Here is a 22,551-nt window from a genome sequence, read left to right on the forward strand (position 1 = left end):
CCCCACAAACGGATTTACCAGAACTCACCCCTCAAGACGCGAACCTACCGCGTCCGGTTGCTCCCGGTTGACACCCTCGTGAGTGACCGGTGCCACTCACGAGGGCCGAACGGTTATTCGGTGTCCGCATGGATGGCGGTCAGGATCGGGATCCTGGACGCCGTCCGGGCCGGCCAGAGCGACGCCAGGATGCCGATCACGGCGGTGACCGCCACGAAGATGCCCAGCCGGTCCCAGGGCAGGACCAGGGGCAGGCTTTTCTGGCTCAGCACCGCCACTGCCCCGATCGCGCATCCGGCGACCACCCCGAGCACCGCTGAAAGCAACGCGATGATCACCGACTCCAGCCGCAGCACCGACCCGACCTGCTTGCGCCCGAGACCCACCGCACGCAGCAGCCCGATCTCCCTGACCCGTTCCAAAGTGGACATGGTCATCGTGTTCACCACGCCCAGCGCGCCGATGAGAACGGACACGCTCAGCAACGCGTACAGGATGTTGAGGAACACCTCCGCCTGCGAGGTCGCGGCCTCGGCCGCTTCGGCCTTGGTCTGGACGAGAACGGTGGGGTTGTCAAGGGTTTTCTGGATCGCCTGGCGGACATCCTTCGCCGGTCCGTTCGCCTTCACCAGGATGGTCCCGTACATGCCGGGCGTCGGCGGAACATCCTTTGTGGACACGAACGCACTCTCGCCGCTCGACGTGGTGAAGATCGCCACGATCGGCAGCGTCACCGGAGCACCGGACGCCAGTGCGCCGGATACCTTGGTGCCCACGGTCCACCCATGCTGGGAAGCCAGCGAAGCGGACACCGCGAGGCCACCGGCCAAGTGCGACAACGAACCCTGGACAACGGTCAGCGGCAGGAAGTCCGCGATGCGGTCGGGATTGACCGCCGTGGGGTAGAGGGAGGTCTCGCCGAGCTTGAGGCGCGCCGGGAACAACGGCGTGACCGCTTGCACGCCAGGGACTTTGGCGACCTGAGTGGCAGTGTCCGCGTTGAGCGTGCCGAACGGAATCGGCGTCAGCCGGATGTCCGCGTTGTCGCCCGTCTCCGATGCCTTGGCGTCCTTGGCGGCCACCGAAGCAATTGGCACGGTCACGGCAGCGCAAACAGACAGCCCGATCATCAGGGTGGCGGCCGTCGCGGCGGTCCGACGAGGGTTGCGGCGGGTGTTCTCCACCGCCAAAGTCCCCCGCATGCCGCTGATCCGCGTCAACGGCCCACGCAGCAGCCGAGTCAGCACCATGCCGAACCAAGGCGTCAGCACAATGAGTCCCAACAACAACAGCGGAGCACCCAGGTAGATCAAGTCCTCGGTCTGAGTAGCGGCGGCGGTGACACCGGCCCCGAGCAGAGTCACCACAACCCCGGCGATATTCCTGCGCCGCAAGGACTTCCCAGTCGGCGGCAACCCCGTCCGCAGCGCTGCGATCGGCGGCACCGCGGCAGCCCGCCGGGCGGGAACGTAAGCAGCCACCAGCGTCACGCCCAGACCGACCACCAGAGCGGCCAGCAAGGCGTTGGGAGAGAAAACCCGCAAGGACACGGCGGGTCCGTTGACGACCGCGAACACCTTGCTCAGCAGCAAAGCCGCGCCGATCCCAACGACATACCCGACCACGGTGGCCACGAGCCCGAGCACCAGAGCTTCAGCGAGCACGGTCCGCAACACGTACTTGCGCGAAGCCCCAACTGCCCGCAGCAAAGCGTTCTCGCGAGCCCGAGCCGCAGCCAGCATGGTGAACGTGTTGGCCACCAAGAACACCGCGACGAACAAAGCCACCGCGGCGAAGATCAGCAGGATCTCGGTCAGCTTGCTGTCGTTCGGCGACGAGTTCAACGTGGCCGAGGTGGCCGCGTCCACTCCCTCGGGCAGTACCTCAGTCACGTTCTTCGCCAGCTGAGCCTCGCCGACGCCTTGTGCCGCAACGAGTCCGATCGAGGTGTAGCTGGATCCGCCGGGAGAGAAAGCCGCACGGGCGGTAGCCGTGTCGAACGCGATCAGCGTCCCGCCACCCGCGACCCGCCCGTCCTCGGCGGTGAACACGCCCACCAGCCGAACCTGGCGCACCACGCCGTTGACGATCACCCGGATCTGGTCGCCGACCTGGAAACCGGCCTTCTCGGCGGCGAACGAGTCGATCGCCACCTCGGTGTCGTTCGCCGGCGCCTTCCCCGCGCTCAACCCGAACCGAGCCGGGTCGAAGTTCACCCCACCGGCCCGCTCGGGCACCCCAACGAGCGAACCATCCTTACCCACAAGGAAAGCGCGCCCATCGGCGACTGGCCGCACCGACGCCACCCCGGACACGCCACGAAGCTTCTGTACAAGGTCTTCGCTCAGCGGCGTGTCGATCAGCTGTGGTGTCACCGTGACCGCGATGTCGGCCTGTGCCTTGGCCTGAGCGCGATCGACCGCGGTCTGGACCGCGCCACCGTACAGCAGCGAGCCGGCGACGAACGCCACACCGAGCACAACACCAAGGGTGGGCAACAGAAAGCGGGCCCTGTGCGCGCGGATCGACCGCACTGCCAACCGGAACATCAGCGCACCGCCTGCGCGTCGAACCGCCGCATCCGGTCCAGCACCCGGTCGGGGGTGGGCCGGGCCATCTCGTCGACCAGCCGGCCGTCGGCCAGGAACAGCACGCGGTCGGCGTACCCGGCGGCGATCGGGTCGTGCGTGACCATCAGCACCGTCTGCCCCCACTGCCGCGCGCAGGCCTGCAACAGCGACAGGATCTGCGCGCCAGAACGGGAATCGAGGTTGCCGGTCGGCTCGTCGGCGACCACGATCTCCGGCCGCGTGATCAACGCCCGCGCACACGCCACACGCTGCTGCTGGCCACCGGAAAGCTCGGCGGGCCGGTGGTCGAGCCGCGTCTGCAGGCCCATCGCGTCGACGACCTGCTTGGTCCACGCCCGGTCCGGCTTCCGCCCGGCCAGCGACAGCGGCAGGATGATGTTCTCCCAGGCGCTGAGCGTGGGCAGCAGGTTGAACGACTGGAAGACGAAGCCGATCTTCTCCCGGCGGACCTGGGTCAGCTTCTCGTCGGTCAGCGAGCCGAGGTCGGTCCCGCCGATCCGCGCTTGACCGGATGTGGGCGTGTCCAGTCCGGCGAGGCAGTGCATGAAGGTCGACTTGCCGGACCCGGACGGGCCCATGATCGCGGTGAACTCCCCGCGCCGGAACCGCGCCGAGACGTCCGCGAGCGCGACCACGGCGGCGTCGCCCGTGCCATAGACCTTGCCGAGGTGCTCGACTTCAGCGGCAACGTGTTCATTCATTCCTCATCCCTCTCGATCTCAGGCTCGGCGACGATGATCACCGGACGAGGGGTGGCCGCACTTCCACCAGACTGACGAGTGAATGCGGCGGCGCTCCGCCGAACGAATGAGGGCGAGCGTCCTAATGCTGTCGTAGCGTCACCACCATGCTGGCGATGTTCGAGCGCATGTCCTGGGGGCAGCGGATCTCGGTGGGCGCGACGCTGACCGGGGCGGCGGTGCTCGTCGTGCTCGAAGGACTGACCGCGCCGGCCCCGCCCACCGCCGTCGGCCTCGTGGTCTGCGGGCTGGTGGCGCTGGCCTCGCTGTTCGTGCCCAGCTCACCGAGCGTCGTCGCCGGGGTGGCGTTGCTGTCCATCGGGTTCACGATCACCTGCCGGCTGCTGCCCGACCGGCCGGAGAACACGTTCGGCGTGGTCGAGCTGGTCGCGCTGGCCCTGCTGGCCGTGCGGGTGATCATCCAGCTGCGGCCGTTGCAGTCGTTGTTGCTGGTGCCGCTGATCGGCGTGGCGGGTGTCGCGCTGCCGTTCCGGCTCACCGACCAGGGCAGCTACATCCTTGGCCTGATGGAGGCGGTGCTGGTCCTGGGCATGGGCCTGATCGTGCTGGTCGGGATGTACCTGCGGCTGCAGGACCGGCAGAAGGTCAACGCCTACGAGCTGGCCAAACAGTCCCAGCGGCTGGCCTACGCCCGGGACCTGCACGACTTCGTGGCGCACCACGTCACCGCGATCGTCGCCCAGGCCAAGGCCGTCCGGTTCACCACGGCCGCGGGCATGCAGCCCTCCCCGGACGCGCTGGACGAGATGCTCGCCGGGATCGAGAAGGCCGGGTCGCAGGCGCTGGTGTCCATGCGCGGGATGATCACCGTGCTGCGGGGTGACGAGAAGACGCCGATGCGCAGGACGCTGGGCGAGGTGGTGTCCGAGGCGGTCGACCACTTCGTCGGTCCCCCGGCCGTCACCCACCTGGATGACGGTCTCGCCGAGACCTACCTGGCACCGCACACCCTGGACGCCGCTCAGCACGTGGTCCAGGAGTCGCTGACCAATGTGCTCCGGCACGCCGCCGACGTCACGCACGTGGAGATCAGCGCCCGCCGCCGGCCGGACGAGCAGCTGGAGATCGTCGTGCGCAACAACGGCCGGTCCCAGCCGGACCCGTCCAGCAGCGGGTTCGGCCTGGTGGGACTGGGTGAACGCGTCGAGGCGGCCGGTGGGCGGCTGACCGCGGGACCGGTGCGCGGCGGCTGGCAGGTGGCGGCCGTCCTGCCGTTGACGCTGGCTCTGCCATCATCGACCGCATGACCATCCGGGTGCTGATCGCCGACGACCAGGAGATGATGCGCTCGGCGTTCCGGATGATCCTGGACTCGCAGCCGGACATGGCGGTCGTGGCGTCGGTCGGCGACGGCGAGGCCGCGGTCGCCGAGGCCCGCCGGTTGCGGCCGGACGTCTGCTTGCTCGACATCCGGATGCCCCGGCTGGACGGGCTGGAGGCGACCCGGCTGCTGGCCGGGCCGGGCGTGGCGGAGCCGTTGAACGTGCTGATCGCGACCACGTTCGACCTCGACGAGTACGTGTACCGGGCGTTGCGCAACGGGGCCTGTGGGTTCCTGCTCAAGGACATGTCGCCCGCGCTGCTCGTCGAGGCCGTACGCGCGGCCGCCTCGGGAACGACGTTGATCTCCCCCACGGTGACTGTGCGCCTGTTGTCCCACCTCGCACCCCAGCGCACCGACGAGACCATCCCCGAGACCGCGCCGCTGGAGCCGTTGACCGAGCGCGAACTCGACGTGGTCCGGCTGGTGGCGCAGGGAAAGACGAACGACGAGGTCGCGGCCGAGCTGTACGTGACGTTGGCGACGGTCAAGACGCACCTGGCGAACGTGCAACGCAAACTGGCCGTGCGCAACCGCGTCGAGATCGCCGCCTGGGCTTGGCGTACGGGTGTGGTCAGCGCTTTGCAACCCCGAGAGCCGCGCTGAATTCTCTGGTTATCCGTCACCTGTCAGAACGGTGACGGACTTTGCATGCCGATTCGTCACCTGTCAACCTGGTGACGTGCACGCCTTCCCCTGTGGCAACCTGGCGCTGGACTTCGTCGGCACGCTGAAATCCCGGCGGGACGAAGCTCCGGCCGAGATGCTCACCTCGCCACGGATGCTGGACGCCTGGCTGACCGAGGCCGGGATCACCGACGTCGACCCGGGCACCCGCCCGGCCGACCTCGCCGGCGCCCTCGCCCTGCGGGAAGCGATCTACTCGCTGATCTCAGCGAGGATGGCGCAGTACGAACTGGATTCTGCGGCGATCGAGATCGTCAACCGCGCGGCCCGGTTCCCACCCGCAGTACCCGAGCTGAGCCTCACCGGACGCACGGACAAGGCCGACGCGATCCAGGGGCTGTCCACGGTGGCCCGGGTGGCCATCGACATCCTCAGCGGCCCGCACGCGCACCTGCTCAAGGAATGCGGCCGGCCGGAATGCACCCAGGTCTACCTGGACCTGTCCCGCGGTTTCCGCCGGGAATGGTGCGCCATGGAGACCTGCGGCAACAAAATGAAAGCCGCCGCCTACCGGGCCCGCAAACGCGGAAACCCACCCCTGTCCCCAGCCCGCGGCCCCGCTTGAGCGGTTGTGCCGGTTCTCACCGGCACAACCACGCACGAGGGGCGGTCTTGTCCAGCCCCAGGGCGTCGACGTGCCCACGCCGGTTCGGCCCCGCTGTTGTTGTAACGTCCAAAGTGTCCAGACCCTCGCCGAACGCCATCTGCTCGCCGTCCCAGAACGCGTTCTCCCACGGGCACTGCGTGATCTTCGTGCCCTGCTGGTCGACATCCGCGATACCCGTGGCCGGTTGGCCCTCGGACCGGGTCGACGTGTACGCGACTCCTCCGCCGCTTTCAGCTGCACGAAGAAGGTAGGCACGGCAACCGCTTTCGCATCGCCACCGCCAAGACTCGCGTCATACCAGTAGGCCTGGACGCCGGTGATGCGAACACCGTTGGCGTGCACGGCCGCAGTTGCCGTGTTCTTGGCCTGGTTGTGCGCGGCGGCCTTGTCGGCTGGGAAGGACCCCGTGCGGCGCTCGCTGGTCTTGCCGACCGCGGTGACCAAAGCCCGTTCTGGTCGAGGTCATGGACGACCTGAGCACCGAAAACCGGGACGCCGTCGGTGTTCTGCTTGCCCCGAGCTGGTGAAGATCGCTCGTCCCCGGCCCGGCTTGGCCCCGCATTGAGCGCGGTCACAAGTGACTGGCGAAGTGTTGTCAAGTGATCACGATGAGTCTCACCAGGTGGGTCATCGGCGCCGGAACCGCCCGCAGCCTGGGACAATGGGCGGTGAGACGAGGAGGATCCTGTGGCGCCGTTGCGAAAGCTGGGTTTCCTGACCATCGGCCTGTTCGACGAGGACGACCCGCGTGCGGGCCACGAGTCCACATTGGAGATCATCGAGCTGGGCGAGCAGCTCGGGTTCGACAGCGCGTGGGTGCGCCACCGGCATCTGCAGTTTGGCATTTCTTCGCCAATCTCGATCCTCGCCGCGGCTTCCCAGCGCACCAGCCGGATCGCGCTCGGCACCGCCGTCATCCCGTTGGGCTGGGAGAACCCGTTGCGGCTGGCCGAGGATCTGGCCACCGTCGACGTGCTGACCGGCGGCCGGCTCAACCCGGGGGTGAGCGTGGGGCCGCCGATGCACTACGACTCGGTGAAAGCCGCGCTGTACCCGGACACCGCCGACATCGAGGACTTCACCTACCAGCGGGTGGATCGCTTGCTGGGCTTCATCCGCGGCGATGTCGCGTCGGACTTCAGTGGCGTGGAAGGCATCGAGGTCTTCTCCCCGCGCGTCCAGCCGCACAGCCCCGGTCTGATCGACCGGATGTGGTACGGCGGCGGATCGCTGGGCTCGGCCCAGTGGGCGGCCGAGCACGGGATGAACTTCCTGGTCAGCAACGTGGTCAAGGCCGAGGGGTCGGCGGACTTCGCGGAGATCCAGCTCTCCCACATCGCCCGCTTCCGCGCCCACCACCCCGCCGGTCCCAACGCCCGCGTGTCGCAAGGCCTTGTCGTCATCCCCACCGACTCAGCCACCGCGGAACAGCGTGCGAAGTACCAGGCTTACGTCGACACCCGAACCCCTCGCACCGCGACAACCCACGGTCCCCGCCGGATGATGTTCGCGCCGGACATCATCGGCACGTCCGAGGAGATCGCCGCCAAACTCCAAGCCCACCTGGGCTTCCAGCAGGTGTCCGAAGTGGCCTTCGCCCTGCCGTTCACCTTCGGGCACGCCGACTACATCCAGATCCTCACCGACATCGCCACCCGGCTGGGTCCGTTGCTGGGGTGGTCCGGCCAGGAGTGAACGCACTTCGACTCCCGTCCCAGCCCTGACGCCCCACTTCGTCCACTCACATCGAAAACCGCATCCGGGTACCGCACATCGAATGTCTATTGTGGACTTAAGTGTACGGCGTTCACCGAACGCTGGGGATTGATTGGGTTTTTCGTTGTGTGGAGTGGATTCGGTTGGAAGTAAACGGGATATGGGTGTACCAGGCCGCGTTTTGGCTGACCGGAAGGGTGCAGTAGCCGGCTGGGGTAGCCGGACGGCGTTGTATATCGGGTGCCGGTTCAGGCAGTTGTCCGGGCCCCATGGCGCTGGAACGATTCACGGGGTAGAAATAGCCCACCCACAGTCCGTCCACTGCTTGATACCAGTGGCCAGCTTGAGAGCGCTCTCTCGGGTACTGCCGGTGTCAGGCCGTTCCATCCCACGTGAACAGGCAAGGTCGATGAGACTCTCCCAACGTCACAACGGTGTGCGCGCCCGGCTCCCTCGGGTGTTAACGCTCGCTGTCACGCTGCTGACGGCCGCCGCGACCACCGCGGTAGCCGCCCCGCCCGCTCCCCCAGCCGCCGCACCGGACTTCGGCGTGAACGTCACGGTCTTCGATCCGGGCATGCCGGTCGACCAGATCCAGGCCAAGCTGGACGCGACCAACGCCCAGCAGGTCGACAACGAGATGGGCACCCAGCGGTACGCGTTCCTCTTCAAGCCGGGCACCTACGGGACCACCGAGCACCCGCTGCAGGTCAAGGTCGGCTACTACACCGAGATCGCCGGCCTCGGCGCCTCGCCCACCGATGTCGTGATCAACGGCAAGGTCGAGGTCTACAACCGTTGCCTGGGCGACGGTGGCACGAGCAACTGCCTCGCGCTGGTCAACTTCTGGCGCACGCTGTCCAACCTGTCCATCAACGTCAACGCGGCGGGTCAGGACGGATGCCGCTCCACGGCGAACTTCTGGGCGGTGTCCCAGGCGGTGTCGTTGCGGCGGCTGAACATCACCGGCGGCAACCTGTCCTTGATGGACTACTGCACCGCGGGACCGCAGTACGCGTCCGGCGGGTTCATCGCCGACTCCAAGCTGCCCGCCACCACGAACGGTTCGCAGCAGCAGTGGATCACCCGCAACAGCGAGGTGGCCGGCTGGTCGAACGGCGTGTGGAACCAGGTGTTCTCCGGTGTCGTCGGCGCCCCGGCGGAGACCGGTTTCCCGTCGCCGCCGTACACCACGCTCGACACCACCCCGGTCAGCCGGGAGAAGCCGTACCTGTTCGTTGACGCCAACGGCAAGTACAACGTCCGTGTGCCGGACGCCCGGCGCAACACCAGCGGCGTCTCGTGGGCCAACGGCATGACCGCCGGCCGCACGGTGCCGTTGTCGGACTTCTTCGTGGCCAAGCCGTCCACCCCGGTGCGTGAGATCAACTCGCAGCTCGCGCGCGGCAAGAACCTCCTGCTCACCCCGGGCGTCTACGACATCGACCGCAGCATCGAGGTGCGCCACCCGAACGCCGTCGTGCTCGGCATCGGCCACGCCACGCTGACCGCGGCCAAGGGCTCGATCCCGCTGGACGTCGCCGACGTGCCGGGCGTGATCGTCGCCGGTGTCACGATCGACGCCGGCCCGCAGAAGTCGCCGGTCCTGCTGCGCGTCGGCCGCGGCCACGGCTGGAGCTCGCCCGCCAACCCGACCACACTGTCCGATGTGTACTTCCGGGTCGGCGGCCCGCACATCGGCAAGACCACCACCGCGCTGGAAGTCAACAGCGACAACGTCCTCATCGACCACACCTGGGTGTGGCGCGCCGACCACGGCATCGAGGGCCTCACCGACACCCAGCGCTGGAACACCAACCTCGGCCGCAACGGCGCCGTCATCAACGGTGACCACGTGACCGCGACGGGCCTGTTCGTCGAGCACTTCCAGCAGTACAACACCGTCTGGAACGGCCAGGACGGCACGACCATCCTGTACCAGAACGAACTTCCCTACGACCCGCCCACCCAGGCGGACTGGATGAACGGCAACGTCGAAGGCTGGGCCGGTTACAAGATCGGTGACTGCGTGAAGACGCACAAGCTGTACGGCGCGGGCGTGTACGTGTTCAACCAGAACAACCCGGCCATCCACACGGAGAACGGCTTCGAGGCCCCGCAGACGCCGGGCGTGAAGCTGCACCACATCATGACCGTCAACCTCAGCGCGGGCACCATCGACCACGTGGTCAACGGGGTCGGCGGCCCGGCGGACACGACCAAGGTCGGCCAGCCGGTCTACGTGAACGACTACCCGTAAACCACTTGGGGGAGGCCGGTGCACCACGGCCTCCCCCGCTCGTCCTCCGGGAACGCTTACGGGTGCTCTTTGACCCATTCGTTGGCGTTGCCGATCGGGTCGTGTCCGCTGCCGGCGCTGATCTTCTCGGCGTGCCGGCGCATGTCGGCCTCGATGTCGTCCTCGGTCCGGCCGATCCGGTCGGACGCGATGTCCAGGTGGACGCCGCTTTCCTTGACCTCCCAGGCCAAGTCCGCGGTGAGGTTCTCGGCCAGCGAGGCCACCGCGGACCACGTGTCGTACGGCCCGTAGGCGGTGTTGCCCACGCCGATGTCGACCGGCCGGTACCACGCGTCGGAGCACATGCCGCCGTAGAAGGCGTTGTCCGACGACTGGTGCAGCTGCTTCTCGATCTTGGGCAACGTGTCGGTCGCCAGGAAGTGCAGGTCGCCGAGGTCGACCTTCATGCCGTCGATCTGCGTCTCGCTGAGCAGCTTCGGCTTCGGCATGTCGAACGCACCGGACCGGCTGGTGACCGTGTGCATCGCGTCCTTGAGCTTGCTCTCGATGTCGTCCTCCTGGCCGCGGATGCTCTCGGCCAGCTTCTTCAGCGCCGCCTGGGCCTTGGTGATGACCCCGTCGGTCTGGTCGGCGGCGAACTCGACGGTCGGCTTGGTGGGCTGGCCGAGCTTGAGCAGCGAGTCCAGCGCGCCGAGCACGGACCCGGCGGTGTCCAGCATCGGCTTGGCGGGCGTGGTGAACACCCCGGCGAGGCCGACCAGCGCGGTGACGACGCTCAGGTCCAGCGGTCCGACCTGGGACGACCCGCGGTCCTTCATCGCGGCGAGCATCTTGTCGGCGATCCCCAGCAGGTCCTTCTGCGCCTTCTCCCAGATCTGCTTCTCACCGGCCAGCGTGGTACCGGCGAGCAGGGTGACGGCGTACTGGCCGTGGATGACCGTCGGCAGCGGGGTGCAGAAGTTCTGGTCGAAGGTGAGGATCAGCTCGCCGCCCATGTCGTCGCCGCCGATCTTCTTCTGCAGGAAGTCGACCGCGGTGAGCTCGGGGTTGCTGACGTCGGCGACCTTGTCGCTCTGGCTGGTCAGCGAGATCCGCCAAGCCGCCTCGCGCAGGTAGTCGATGTACTGGTCGAAGTCCTTCGGCGTCGGGATCGACCGCCACCAGCTGAACATGTCCCGGATGGTCTGCTCGAAGTAGCCGTAGACCTGCGAGCCCGCGTCCGTGCCGGTGCCGTGCTCGAAGCCCCACTCCGCGGGTGCGCCGTCGTGCGTCACCTGGCCGCCGGTGGTCCGCGCCGGCTTGCCCGGCGGCGTGATCTCCCAGCCCATCTCGGTCAGGTTGTAGAAGCTGCCGCCCTCCACGCGGTACCAGCCCCGCGTGTACATGTAGAAGTCGATCGCCTCATCGATGATCTTCTCGACGGTCTGGTCCAGCTGCTCTACGAACTCCACGCCACGCCCCTTCTAGCGGACCCCCCATATGACTGATGCGCCCCAGCCTAGGTTGGTTCCACCTATCGGGTTAAAAGGTGTCCACCATCAGGCGGGTGCCCGGTACAGCGTGGTCCAGATGATGTCGGTCAGGACGTCGACGATCTTCGCGTCACCGGCCGGGTCGGACACGCGAACCAGCTGGTAGCCGGCGCGTTCGACCATCCAGGTGAGCACGGCGGCGGTCTCCGCCGGGGCGACCTCGCGCATGACCTCGGCGGCCTGTCCCCGCTCGATGGCCGCCCTGGTGGCGTCGATGATCGACTGGACGAGCGCCCGCAGCTCCTCGGCAACCGTGGTGTCGTAGGTGGCCGTCTCCACGACCGCGGTGAACGCGGCGGCGTGCCGCCGGTAGACGTCCACGATGGCGGTGACGGCCGCCGCCAGGTCCGCGCGCTCGGCACGTTCGGCCGTCTCCCACCACTGGCCGGAGACGTCACGCAGCTCGGTCAGCAACGTCCTGGTGAGCTTGCGGACCAGCTCGCCCTTGTCCTGGAAGTGCACGTAGAACGTCGACCGCGAGATGCCCGCCTGGGCGGCCAGCCGCTCGACGCTCAGCTCGGTGAACGTGGAGCCCTCGCTGATCAGCTGCTCGGCCGCCGCGAACAGGCGCCGCTCCATCGACTCCCGGCGGCTCTGCCGGTTCGCATGGGCGCCCCGGGTCACAGACGGCATGCACAGCTCCAGTCCAGCGTCGGCATCTGGCGAGATGGTAACCCGGCACAGTGTCGGACACACTGTCTTGACAACATGTCCGACCATCCGCATGCTGGAGCGGCCCACTGATCCCTGGATGTGACGCGATGTGGTTCTTCCTCGTCCTCGCCGTTGCCGCCAACGGCTTCGTCATGGTGGTGACCATCCGGCTGCGGCTCATGGCTCGGGCCGGAAAATCCGGAACCGAGATCATCCAGCTCGGCCTGGCGCCGGTTTACCTGGCGGCATACGTCCTGACCTACATCGGTGGTTTTTGCGGCATTCGGTTGAGCGGCCTGCTGACCGGGCCGATCCGGATCGTGGCCGGGGTGCTGGGTGGCGTGCTGCTCGGGTTGAGCGCGCTCGGCATCGTCGGCTTCCTGCACGAACGGCTGAGCGCACGCAAGCTCGACCGGGTCATCAGCCAGGACGAGATGCTTGCGCTGGTAAGAGCCCACGAGATCAAAAGCATCACCAAGCAACACGACGGAACCGTCACGTTCATCTACGCCAACAACTGGCAGGACGGCAAATACATCTATCGCCCGACCAAAGCGGACCCCGACGGATACCCCGCCTATGTCACGGCGGCGAACGAGATCCGGCGCGGGCAGGGGTACGTCATCACCTACCGCAACGAGAACGACCCGCTCGATCCGTTGTCTCCCGGCGGGCGGTGGATCACCGCTGCCGAGGCGACGGATCTCTTGAACGACAACGAGATCAGAACCTTCGCCTACGGCAGCCCATCGTCAGGCTGGGCGACCACCCCGATGGCCGGAGACCCCACCGGCATCAAGCTGAACGACCACGGCTGGGTCCGGCACATGTACGTCGACGCCGCCAACGAAGCACTGTTGATCCCCATCGCACGCGAAGCCCAACACCGCCACGGCAAGCCGTACTTCATCATCAACGACCGGCCCGAAACACAGTCGAACTGATCCTGCCAAGTGTCCATGCGTTGGCCAGCAGGGCCCAGCGCGCGTTGCGGCTGAGCAGGATGATGCGGGTCATGGGCGGGGCACGCTGGTTCGGTTCAGGGTGCAGTTGTGCAGTTGGCCCTGGTGGGCGCGGATCCACAAAGCCGGTACCACCAGGATCACCAGCGGACTCGACGAAGCAGCCGCGAGCACCACCACGACAGCCAACGTGTTCCTGCGCAACGGATCCACCACCGCCCACGCTGCGGCAGGCGCGGAACCAAATGCCCATAACCGCTGTACAGCGCCCGCCGACTGAGCCCGGCGCACCGTCCCCGCGGTCACACTTCCCCCTACCTGAACTGCGCAACCCGTGCCCCGATCACATAACGAAGGCAGGTCACCGCCGCATTCTTGGGTCGTGGGAGGGGTCCGGGTACATGGGTGGGCAGCCGTTTTCGATGGCCGAAGGGCGTAGTTCGTAGTGCCAGGGTTCGTTGCGGTAGATCTGGCACAGGCCGTACTTGGCGCCGTGCTCGGACAGCCACATCCGGGCGTTGGCGAGTCCGATGTCGACGGCGTGTCCCAATACGTGTGCCGATGTGGCGGGAGTGGCCACCCATCGAGCGGCTTCCTTTTCCGAGCCGTATTTCGAGACCGCCGCATGCAATAGTTGTTCCTGGTACTCCGGGGAACGCCAGCCACCATTGACGAGGACAAAGACCCCGTCGCGCGCGGCATCAGTCGCAGCCCGGCGCAGGGCACCGAGCAGATCGGGATCGAGATTGGCCACGGCCGGAGTCGAGTCGTCGAATACCGTCACAGGGTCGGGGACGGCGCCATGTGCCTTGCCGAGAGCCCGTCGGATGGCCGATTCGCTGTAGGGCATGCCTACAGTTGAGACTTTGATGTGTTGCGGGGCCGTTCACGGTTTTTGATATGCCGACGATAGGGGTCGGCTCATAACCTCGGGGTATGCGTCTGCTGGCCGTCGAAAACGAGCCCTTTGTGCGAGGAAGCGTTCACAGGTGAGGCCGCAAGGGATGAGCGTCCGCCTCAAACTCACCCTCAGCTACGCCGGGTTCCTCATGGTCGCGGGCGCTCTGCTGCTCGCGGTCGTGTGGGTGTTCCTGCTGCGCTACGTGCCCAGCACCGAGTCGAGGAGGGTCCCTGGCAGCGGACCGAACCGCTACGACCTGGTGCACGCCTTTCTCCCGGCGGCGGCGTGGACGCTCGTGTTCCTGTTGATCTTCGGCCTGCTGGGCGGGTGGCTGCTCGCCGGCCGCATGCTCGACCCGCTGACCCGGATCACCGACGCCACGCGCCTGGCCGCGAACGGAACGCTCTCCCACCGAATCCGGTTACCTGGTCCCAGCGACGAGTTCCGCGAGCTCGCCGACGCCTTCGACACCATGCTCGCCCGGCTCGAAGCCCACGTGTCCGAACAGCAAAGATTCGCGGCGAATGCCTCCCACGAACTGCGCACTCCGCTTGCCGTCACGCAGACTCTTCTCGAGGTCGCGCGCAACGACATGAACCACGACACCGGCGAACTCGTCGATCGCCTGTATTTCGTCAATGCCAGGGCGATCGGCCTCACCGAGGCGTTGCTCCTGCTCAGCCGCACCGACCAGCGATCCTTCCACCGGGAACCAGTGGACCTCTCACTAATAGCGGAGGAAGCCACCGAAACGCTCCTCCCGCTTGCGGAAAAGCACGGCCTCACCATTGAGACCTCCGGCGATATGGCCACCACCAGCGGCTCACACGCCCTTCTACTGCAAATGACCACGAATCTCGTACACAACGCGATCGTCCACAACATCCCCGAAAAAGGTATCGTTCAGGTCACCACCGTCATGCACCCGAATTTCGCGATGCTGACCGTCGAGAACACCGGCGAAAAGCTCTCCCCGCAACTCGTCTCGACACTCGCCGAACCATTCCAGCGCGGCACCCAACGCATTCGCAGCGACCATTCGGGATTCGGCCTCGGCCTGGCCATCGTCAAAAGCATCGCCCAAGCCCACGACGGCACTCTCACTCTGGTCCCGCGAGCGGCCGGAGGTCTCAGCGTCACAGTGCGACTCCCGGCCGCGCCACTATGAAGATCAGCGGAGCGCCCCACGGCGTCCGGCGACCGTCGTGAGCACGTGATGGGCCAGGACGACGTCCGCGTCAGCGGCGCCGAACGCCCACGCGTGGGCCGACATCGCGGCGATCCGAGTGGGATCGGTGAGCACCGGGATCAGGACTGCCTCGATCCAAGCCGGGTCGATGTGCGCGTTGTCGACGAGCAGTCCCCCGCCCGCCGCAACGACCGGTTCGGCGTTCAACCCCTGCTCACCCCCGCGCAGTGGCAGCGGCACGTACGCGGCCGGCAAACCGACTGCGGCCAGTTCGGCGCAGGTCATCGCGCCCGAGCGGCAGATCACGAAGTCGGCCGCAGCGTAGGCGTACTGCATCTCGTCCACGTAGGGAACGACGACATAGGGCGGGTCGCCGTCCGGCACCTCGACGACGCGCTGCGGCCCGGTGATGTGCAGCACCTGCACGCCGTTCGCCCGCAGTGCCAACGCCGCACCGGACACCGCGTCGTTGATCGTTTGGGCGCCCTGCGAACCGCCGGTCACCATCAGCACCGGCCCGTCGGGTCGCAGCCCGAACCGCTGCCGGGCGGCGTCGCGCAGCGCGGACCGATCGAGCCCGGTGATCGCCGGACGCAACGGGATCCCGATAGCGGTTGCGTGCGCCAGCCGGACACTCGGCGAGGCGGTGAACACATGCGTCGTCATCCGCGCCGCCAGCCGGTTGGCCACGCCGGGCCGCGCATTCGCTTCGTGGACGACGATCGGCAGGCCCCGCCTACGCGCGGCGAGGTACGCCGGCAGGGCCACGTAGCCGCCGAAACCCACCACGACCTCGGCTCGAACGCGATCGAGCACTTCCCCGGCCGCCAGCACCGAGTCGCGCAGTTTGCCTGGCGTCCGCAGCAGGGCGCGGCTCAGTTCGCGCGGCAGCGGCGCGGGCGGGATGAGTTCGAGCGGGTAGCCGCGGGCCGGGATGAGCGTGGTGTCCAGGCCGCGAACGGTGCCGAGAGCGGTGATCTCGGCACTGGGCTCCAGTCGGCGCACCGCGTCGGCGAAGTTCATCGCTGGCTCGATGTGCCCGGCCGAATGGCCACCGGCGACAACGATGCGTGGTGCCGTCACGCCTGCCCCTTGCCTTGTACGAGTTGATCTTGCTGACGGTCGGCGCCGTCGAGATCGCGGAGGAACCGGGATGACCTGCCTGCTCGGTCGATGTAACCGCGGCGCCGGTAGAACTCGTGGGCGTCCTCGCGGCGGTCCGAGCTGGTGACTTCCATGCGCACGCATCCACGGCTCGCGGCGAACGACTCCGCCGCCGCGACAAGCCGACCGCCGACGCCCTGGCCGCGCGCCTGATCCGAGACGACCAGAGCCACAATTCGTCCCCAGGAGCCGGCGCGTTCGAAAAACGGGCTTGTGTGGACGGCGATCAGGCCGAGCAGGTCGCCATCGGCGTCGGCCACATAGGCCGCGCTCGCGTGGTCGTCAGTCCAGTCCTGGATTCGCGTTGCCGTCGCGGTGGTGTCGTCTTGTGGATAACCCAGTTGGTGGAGCAACTCATTGACTGCCGCAGCATCGGCGGTGTGTACCAGTCTGATCTGCATGCCTTCTCCGGCTAGGTGATGGGAAAATCGAAATACGTGTCCGGATAAGGCTCGTCTTTCAACGTGTAGTGCCACCACTCGCGGTCGTACGAGCTGAAACCACAGATCTCCATGATGGAACAAAGGTGCTGGCGGTTTTCCGCCTCGACTTGCGTAATTCCTGGCGCGCCATGATGGGAGACCGAGTCCATCAGATCGTGGTCGCCGCCCATGGGCGCGAGCTCACCGGTGGCCAGGTGATAAAGTGCGAGGTCAACCGTGCTGCCCCGGCTGTGACCGGACTTGGTGGCGACATATCCTTGTTCGAACATCTCGGCTCGCTCGATGTTGGGATAATGCCGGGGTTTTGTCCGGCCGTCCTCCGGCTGCTGCGCCCAGCGCAGAAAGCAGTCCACGGCGCGTTGCGGGCGATAGCCGTCCCAGATCAGCAAGCCGAAGCCACGGGACGCGGCCTCTTCCTGCGCATTCTCCAGAGCCGCACACAAAGCCTTCGTGCCGACGATCCGGTTGGCCGCATATCCGTCCACCGGCTTGCCGGTGAAGTTGTCCCAGGTGGCGTACTTGGCGTCCCATCGTATTCCGGGAACGAACTCGTCCAGGAAGACGAAGTCGTCTTTCATTGGGCCTTCCCCGTCAACGCAAGCGACACGACCCGGTCGATCACGTCACCAAGCGGCAGTCCGGCGGCCGCCATCATCCGCGGGTAACGACTGTACGAGGTCATCCCGGGGAACGTGTTGACCTCGTTGAGCATGACCGTGCCGTCGTCCAGCAGGAACATGTCGACCCGGGCGAGTCCGCGGCATCCCAGCGCACGATAGATGGCTTTCGCCGTCTGCTGAACCCGGGCGCGCATGTCCACCGGAATGTCAGCGGGCACGACTATCGTCGAGTTCTCGGAACCACTTTCGGGATTGTCCTCCTGATGGATCTTGAAGAAACCATGCGAAAGGTGAATCCGATCCGGCTCACCCGCGATCACATCCAGATCGTTCCCGAGGATCGCACAGCCGACCTCACTGCCGACGACAGCCTCTTCGATCAACACCTTGGGGTCATAGTGCCGCGCGATCTCCACCGCACTACGAAGTTCCTCGGGCGTGGACACCTTGGTGACCCCGAAAGACGAACCCGAACGGGCCGGCTTGACGAACACGGGATAGGTGAACAAACCCGGGTCGATGTTCTCGTCCGGCGTGACGGTCCAGAAATTGGGCGTGGCGACTCCGGCGTTGCTCACCACGAGGTAAGCCAGGTTTTTGTCCATGCACAGCGCGGAACTCTGCACATCGCAGCCCACGTAGGGGATGCCGGAGAGCTCCAACAGGCCCTGTATCGCGCCGTCCTCGCCGAGCTTGCCGTGCAGAACGGGCAGCACCACGTCCAGGCCGATCGTCTCGTAGCGCCCCTGGTCCAGGACCAGCAACCCCTGGATGCTGCTGTCGGGTGACAGCACGACCTGGCGAGAGCCGTCCTCCCAGGCCGCGCCGGGGCCGTCACAAAGGCGCCAGGCACCGCTCTGCGTGATCCCGACCCAGAACGGCTCGTACTTGTCGGTGTCGAGATGTTTCGCGACCTCTTGCGCGGATTTGACGGAGACAGGATGTTCCTCCGAAGAGCCCCCGAACAAGATGCCGATCCTCAATCTATCCACGCTGGTTCCTGCTTTCGAATCTCAGGCAGTTGGCAATAGAGTTCTCAACGGTGTCACGCAGCGCGTGATCCGTGTAATAAGCGGTGTGCGGGCTGATGATCACATTTGGCATCCGCTGCAACCGCGACAACAGCCGGCTTTCCAGCGGCCTGTTCCGGCAGTCGGCGTAGAAAATCCCCTCTTCCCCTTCGAGGACATCCAGCGCCGCACCACCCAGCCGGCCGCCCTCCAAAGCCGCGACAAGCGCCGCAGTGTCAAGAAGCGAACCGCGCCCGGTATTGATGACGAACGCGCCCTGCTTCATCTGCTCAATACGCCGGCGATGCAGGAGATGGTGAGTCCCCTCGGTGAGCGGCGTATGAAGCGTGACGATATCGCTCCGCTGCAACAGCTCATCGAGCGGAACATAGTCGGCAGAGATCTTGGGATTGGTGTCATAGGCCAGCATCCGGCACCCAAAACCCCACAGCCTGTCCACAACAGCCGCGCCAATACGGCCAGTCCCCACGACCCCGACGGTCAAATCCCGCAGCTCTTTCCCACGAACATCATTCAACCGGTAGTCATGAACATCAGCCCGCCGAACGACAGCCTTGGCATGCCGAATGACCATCAGCATGAGCATCAACGTGTAATCAGCCACGCTGTCCGGCGAATAAGAGACGTTCTCGACCGAAATCCCAATACTCTCGGCATACTCCACGTCAATATGGTTGAACCCAATACTCCGCGTGGAGACATACTCGACGCCTGCCCGGCTCAACGCAAGCAACGTGGAGTTCGCGACCGGAGTCTTGTGCCCAACACTCACGCACCGGTTCCCAGCCGCCAACTCGACATTGCCCTCGTAAACCGCCCCCTCGACGAGGGTAGGCATCACACCGAGCCGAGGCGCCAGCTCCCGGAACAAAGAAGCCTCATCCTGCCCACACCCATAAACAGTGATCCCCACAGCAGAACCAGCAGGAAAAGCAGAAGACGCCACCGACCCAGCACAACGAACCCCAGTACGCCCCGCCTCGCTGTAGCTCATACCCCCAACTCAACCCAACCCCCCGTTACCACCACGTATCAAGTTTTCAATACACCCACAATAAGTTACCGCCCGGTAACCTCAACCATCCACCGACGAAACCGCCCGCGACAACTCCCCATACAAGTACTCCAAAAACCCCGCAAACCCCTCCGACACCACTTCCACCCACCATCATCGCCTCATACCGCGCGCCAACCACATCAGGCAACGAAACTCCACCCACCCTCGGATAAAACTCAACAACCTCCGCGCCGCCCCCACCTCACAAGCCCCTCAACACTGGCCACCTCGCAGAAAGGGGTTCTGATGAAGTTCACCAGCACTCGGTTCCCGCAACTGGTCGTGAACGACCTGGACGCGGCCTTCGTGGATGGTGAGGTCGACGTTACCGACAAGGCCACGGCGGACACGCTCAAGTCGCTCCCAGCCGCGTTGGGAGTGCGACAGGCGGCCGGCCCGCAAACCCCCGTAGCACTTCTGCTGAGCCCTGAGAAGCGCAGACCGTATACGTGATCACCAACTGTCCTGTGTGTTTGATCAATGAATGACCGCTGGGCCGAACGAGTGCTCATCCAAACCGTTCTTGCGCTGCCTGGCACGGGTTGGTATCTCTTGGTGGGTCAAAAGACGAGGAGGTGATGCTCTACCAGGCATGTCGTCATCCTGAAAACTGTAGTGGCCATACGAACCAGATGCATGATCTAGCGAAGGATGCGCATGGGGAACATCAAGAGGCGAGTGGCTGCGATAGTATTTGGGGCCGCCGCCATCGCTACGGCAACTGTGGGACCAGCCAATGCGACGGCTGGTGAACTCTGCTCAGCGCGGAGCGGAGGGGCTCCATTCTGGACTTCACCAGGGGGCTCATGGGTGTACACCGTACCCGCTGGTGGCGGCATTCGAGATGACGGCGGAGTTATCGTCTACAACGGTGTTACCTACCATTTCGGCCACGGAAACGGTCACAGTAGCGCCTGGTTCAGGTTGGCCGACAGTACATGCCACTGAGTCAGCTACGTTTCGAAGGTCGGCTACTGTGCACGGTTTGCGAACTTATCGCTCGACATCAGGCGGCAACCGTGACACTACCCGGCCTCGATCATTGACACATGCCCCATTCTTGCTCTAAGAGTCTTTGCGCCGTCCGTAATATTCAGGTGTGACCAGAGTGCGTGGGTACCGTTCTAGGACCGACGCTCAACCGCAGCAGTCCATGACCAGCATCGTTCACGACTTACCTGGGCGTGGTGGTGGACGCTGGCCAATAATTGAGCTCCGCCAACCAGCCCGGGAATGATTTCGATGAGTCATTCCCGGGCTTCTGTCGTAAGCAGATCCGTACGAATTAGGCAGTCACAGCACCTCCGGCAGTCGGTGAACGCTGGCATGACCGGCGGCTGTTCTGGGGGTGCATGGCAATGGTTGCATTCGTGCCGCTTGCGTCCGTCCAGGCCGTCCAGGATCGTCTGATCACGCTTTGGCTGAAGTCGAAGTACCCGCGCAGCGGTGCTCCACGAACGCACCGAAACCTGGATCGGCCCCGAAGACAGCCGTACCACCATCTCCCGGCTGGGGAGTTGACCCACCGAAGCTCATGGACGGCCGCTGAGAGCGTTCCTTTCGCGGTCCGAGCCCAAGGGCTTCACCCGGTGCCTCTTCCCAGAGAACCGGCCCTGCGGGCCGTCGCTGGTGGTCGATCGGCGCGCTATCACGATCTGCGGCCAAGTTGCTGCCGGCCGAACTGTCAGGCTCCACGAGCACCAGCCGCAACTCGGCGATGTGGGCATAGCTCAGCTCGGCGAAAGCCGCGCGGGTGGCTGGTTCGGTGAGGTCAGGAGCAGGTGGTGGGTGCGGGTCGCCCGGTGAAGCGGTCGCCCAGCCAGGCGAGTGCGGCGGGCAGGCCGGCGGTCTCGCCGGCGATGTGGTCACCCGGTACAAGCGCGAACACGGTGCGGCCGCCGGCGGCGCACCAGGCGCGGTTCAGGGCCTGCGCTTGGCCGAGCGGGACGATTTCGTCGAGGGCGGCGTGGTACTGGAACACGGGCACGGTCGGCGCCGGCCGGGTGGTCAGGTTGTTCTCCGCGTACACGGCAGCGACGTCCGGACGTGCGTCGAACTGCTGGATCGTTTCTCCGGTGGAGTAGTCGCTGAACCTCTTCAGCGGAAAACCGGCGAGGGTCTGCACGACACACTGGGTCTTCAGTGCCGCTTCGGTGGCTTTACCCGCCGCATTGAGAGAGTCATCAAGGGGGAACCGGCCGGGGTATGCCTGCTGAAGGCCGATCAGCGCGTACAGCTGCAAGCCCTCGCCGATCAGGCTCCCGTCCAGTGATTCGGCGACGTTCGCGATGTCGGCCGGCACACCGCCGGACACGTCGGTGACCAGCCGCAGGTCCGGCGCGTAGGCCGGGGCCAGGGACGCGGCCCAGCTCGACGCGCCGCCACCCTGGGAGTAGCCCATGGTGGCCCACCGCGTCGCCGGGGAAATGCCCGTTCCCGGAACGGAGGCGGCCGCGCGGGCCATGTCCAGCACGGTGTGCGCCTCGGAGACCCCGGCGACGTAGGTCGGGGTGGACCCGGTGGTGTAGCCCTCGTAGTCGCTGACCACGACGCCCCAGCCCTGGGCCAGCAGGAGCGTGACCGGTTCCAGTTCCTGCTCGGTGGAGGTGGCGAACTGTTTGGACGGCGCGCACTGCGGCCCGAGCCCCTGGGTGCCGACCGCGAGGTCGACCCAGGGCCGGGACCCGCTGCCGAGCCAGGGCAGCCTTGGTGTGAAGACCGTGCCGGTGACCGCGATGTCGGCGTTGTGGGCGTCGCGGGAGTGGTACATGACCGTGGTGGCCGTCGCGGTCAACGCGGTCGCCAGTGCCGGCATCGGCTGGGTGCGGATGACCGCGCCCGGCGGCCCGGCGGGCAGCGGCGACGGCGGCTGGTAGAAGTCCGCCGACGCGGCGGAGGCCGCAGTCGGCGACACCACTGCCGCTGTCAGCGCGGCGACGCTCAGCAGGCTCGTGACAGCAAAAAGTCGCAAGGTATCCCCGTCTCACTCAGATCGACCGGTGCCGACGTTCCCGGCTCGGCACACCGCCACCACATCATGCGTCACGTCGGTCCG

Annotated in this window: 20 protein-coding genes; 8 read left to right on the forward strand and 12 right to left on the reverse strand. The window is 66.2% G+C overall.

All coding sequences use genetic code 11. The annotated features are described in order from the left end of the window. Positions 1–113: 113 nt before the first annotated feature. Positions 114–2,549: an FtsX-like permease family protein gene (locus AB0J95_RS11945; RefSeq protein WP_364756015.1), complete on the reverse strand. Its 2,436-nt coding sequence runs from the start codon at positions 2,547–2,549 to the stop codon at positions 114–116. Beyond that, the gene (locus AB0J95_RS11950) at positions 2,549–3,292 is read right to left on the reverse strand and encodes an ABC transporter ATP-binding protein (RefSeq protein ID WP_364756017.1); all 744 of its coding nucleotides are present in this window, start codon (positions 3,290–3,292) and stop codon (positions 2,549–2,551) included. The genes AB0J95_RS11945 and AB0J95_RS11950 overlap by 1 nt, the downstream gene beginning before the upstream one ends. Before the next feature lie 146 nt (positions 3,293–3,438). Here AB0J95_RS11950 and AB0J95_RS11955 point away from each other — a divergent pair, with 146 nt between their 5' ends. The 3 genes from AB0J95_RS11955 to AB0J95_RS11965 all read left to right on the forward strand — a co-directional run bounded on the left by AB0J95_RS11955 (position 3,439) and on the right by AB0J95_RS11965 (position 5,925). Beyond that, positions 3,439–4,599 (forward strand): histidine kinase, encoded by a 1,161-nt coding sequence (locus tag AB0J95_RS11955; protein ID WP_364756020.1) that lies wholly within the window; start codon positions 3,439–3,441, stop codon positions 4,597–4,599. Next, a complete protein-coding gene (locus AB0J95_RS11960; protein WP_364756022.1) occupies positions 4,596–5,279 on the forward strand; it encodes a response regulator transcription factor in 684 nt (227 codons plus the stop codon). The genes AB0J95_RS11955 and AB0J95_RS11960 overlap by 4 nt, the downstream gene beginning before the upstream one ends. Before the next feature lie 76 nt (positions 5,280–5,355). After that, positions 5,356–5,925, forward strand: a complete 570-nt coding sequence (locus AB0J95_RS11965; protein WP_364756025.1) for an ABATE domain-containing protein — start codon at positions 5,356–5,358, stop codon at positions 5,923–5,925. A gap of 16 nt (positions 5,926–5,941) precedes the next feature. Here the strand turns inward: AB0J95_RS11965 and AB0J95_RS11970 are convergent, their stop codons facing one another. Further along, positions 5,942–6,139 (reverse strand): hypothetical protein, encoded by a 198-nt coding sequence (locus AB0J95_RS11970; RefSeq protein WP_364756187.1) that lies wholly within the window; start codon positions 6,137–6,139, stop codon positions 5,942–5,944. Positions 6,140–6,654: 515 nt separating this feature from the next. On the opposite strand from AB0J95_RS11970, the gene AB0J95_RS11975 reads away from it, so the two are divergent. After that, the gene (locus AB0J95_RS11975; RefSeq protein WP_364756028.1) at positions 6,655–7,662 is read left to right on the forward strand and encodes an LLM class flavin-dependent oxidoreductase; all 1,008 of its coding nucleotides are present in this window, start codon (positions 6,655–6,657) and stop codon (positions 7,660–7,662) included. Between the two features lie 478 nt (positions 7,663–8,140). Then, a complete protein-coding gene (locus AB0J95_RS11980; protein WP_364756031.1) occupies positions 8,141–9,943 on the forward strand; it encodes a hypothetical protein in 1,803 nt (600 codons plus the stop codon). Positions 9,944–9,999: 56 nt separating this feature from the next. On the opposite strand, the gene AB0J95_RS11985 is transcribed toward AB0J95_RS11980, so the two are convergent. Then, positions 10,000–11,394, reverse strand: a complete 1,395-nt coding sequence (locus tag AB0J95_RS11985) for a hypothetical protein (protein ID WP_364756034.1) — start codon at positions 11,392–11,394, stop codon at positions 10,000–10,002. Between the two features lie 87 nt (positions 11,395–11,481). Further along, positions 11,482–12,108, reverse strand: a complete 627-nt coding sequence (locus AB0J95_RS11990; protein WP_364756036.1) for a TetR/AcrR family transcriptional regulator — start codon at positions 12,106–12,108, stop codon at positions 11,482–11,484. A gap of 128 nt (positions 12,109–12,236) precedes the next feature. Between AB0J95_RS11990 and AB0J95_RS11995 the strand changes: the two genes are divergently transcribed. After that, entirely contained in the window at positions 12,237–13,073 is an 837-nt protein-coding gene (locus tag AB0J95_RS11995; protein WP_364756039.1) for a hypothetical protein, read from the forward strand. 379 nt (positions 13,074–13,452) lie between these two features. On the opposite strand, the gene AB0J95_RS12000 is transcribed toward AB0J95_RS11995, so the two are convergent. Then, positions 13,453–13,941 carry a M15 family metallopeptidase gene (locus tag AB0J95_RS12000; RefSeq protein ID WP_364756042.1) on the reverse strand — a complete coding sequence of 163 codons (489 nt, stop codon included), beginning with the start codon at positions 13,939–13,941 and terminating at the stop codon, positions 13,453–13,455. Positions 13,942–14,095: 154 nt separating this feature from the next. Between AB0J95_RS12000 and AB0J95_RS12005 the strand changes: the two genes are divergently transcribed. Then, positions 14,096–15,160, forward strand: a complete 1,065-nt coding sequence (locus AB0J95_RS12005) for a HAMP domain-containing sensor histidine kinase (protein ID WP_364756045.1) — start codon at positions 14,096–14,098, stop codon at positions 15,158–15,160. A gap of 3 nt (positions 15,161–15,163) precedes the next feature. On the opposite strand, the gene AB0J95_RS12010 is transcribed toward AB0J95_RS12005, so the two are convergent. Genes AB0J95_RS12010 through vanH form a run of 5 tightly spaced genes read right to left on the reverse strand, consistent with a single transcriptional unit; the run spans position 15,164 to position 19,433 of the window. After that, entirely contained in the window at positions 15,164–16,264 is a 1,101-nt protein-coding gene (locus AB0J95_RS12010; RefSeq protein WP_364756047.1) for a UDP-N-acetylglucosamine--N-acetylmuramyl-(pentapeptide) pyrophosphoryl-undecaprenol N-acetylglucosamine transferase, read from the reverse strand. Beyond that, complete coding sequence (locus AB0J95_RS12015; protein ID WP_364756049.1) at positions 16,261–16,746, reverse strand: GNAT family N-acetyltransferase; 486 nt, start codon at positions 16,744–16,746, stop codon at positions 16,261–16,263. Before AB0J95_RS12015 ends, AB0J95_RS12010 begins: the two co-directional genes overlap by 4 nt. Before the next feature lie 11 nt (positions 16,747–16,757). Next, positions 16,758–17,366 carry a D-Ala-D-Ala dipeptidase VanX gene (vanX, locus tag AB0J95_RS12020; RefSeq protein WP_364756052.1) on the reverse strand — a complete coding sequence of 203 codons (609 nt, stop codon included), beginning with the start codon at positions 17,364–17,366 and terminating at the stop codon, positions 16,758–16,760. Continuing rightward, on the reverse strand, positions 17,363–18,400 hold the full coding sequence (gene vanA / locus AB0J95_RS12025; RefSeq protein ID WP_364756053.1) for a D-alanine--(R)-lactate ligase: 1,038 nt from the start codon (positions 18,398–18,400) through the stop codon (positions 17,363–17,365). The genes vanX and vanA overlap by 4 nt, the downstream gene beginning before the upstream one ends. Further along, a complete protein-coding gene (gene vanH / locus AB0J95_RS12030; RefSeq protein WP_364756055.1) occupies positions 18,393–19,433 on the reverse strand; it encodes a D-lactate dehydrogenase VanH in 1,041 nt (346 codons plus the stop codon). Before vanH ends, vanA begins: the two co-directional genes overlap by 8 nt. 309 nt (positions 19,434–19,742) lie before the next feature. On the opposite strand from vanH, the gene AB0J95_RS12035 reads away from it, so the two are divergent. Continuing rightward, entirely contained in the window at positions 19,743–19,949 is a 207-nt protein-coding gene (locus AB0J95_RS12035) for a hypothetical protein (protein ID WP_364756057.1), read from the forward strand. Positions 19,950–21,267: 1,318 nt separating this feature from the next. Here the strand turns inward: AB0J95_RS12035 and AB0J95_RS12040 are convergent. Next, positions 21,268–22,467 carry a lipase family protein gene (locus AB0J95_RS12040; protein ID WP_364756060.1) on the reverse strand — a complete coding sequence of 400 codons (1,200 nt, stop codon included), beginning with the start codon at positions 22,465–22,467 and terminating at the stop codon, positions 21,268–21,270. Positions 22,468–22,551: the final 84 nt, after the last annotated feature.

Source organism: Actinocrispum sp. NPDC049592 (assembly GCF_040675465.1).
Lineage (GTDB): Bacteria > Actinomycetota > Actinomycetes > Mycobacteriales > Pseudonocardiaceae > Kibdelosporangium.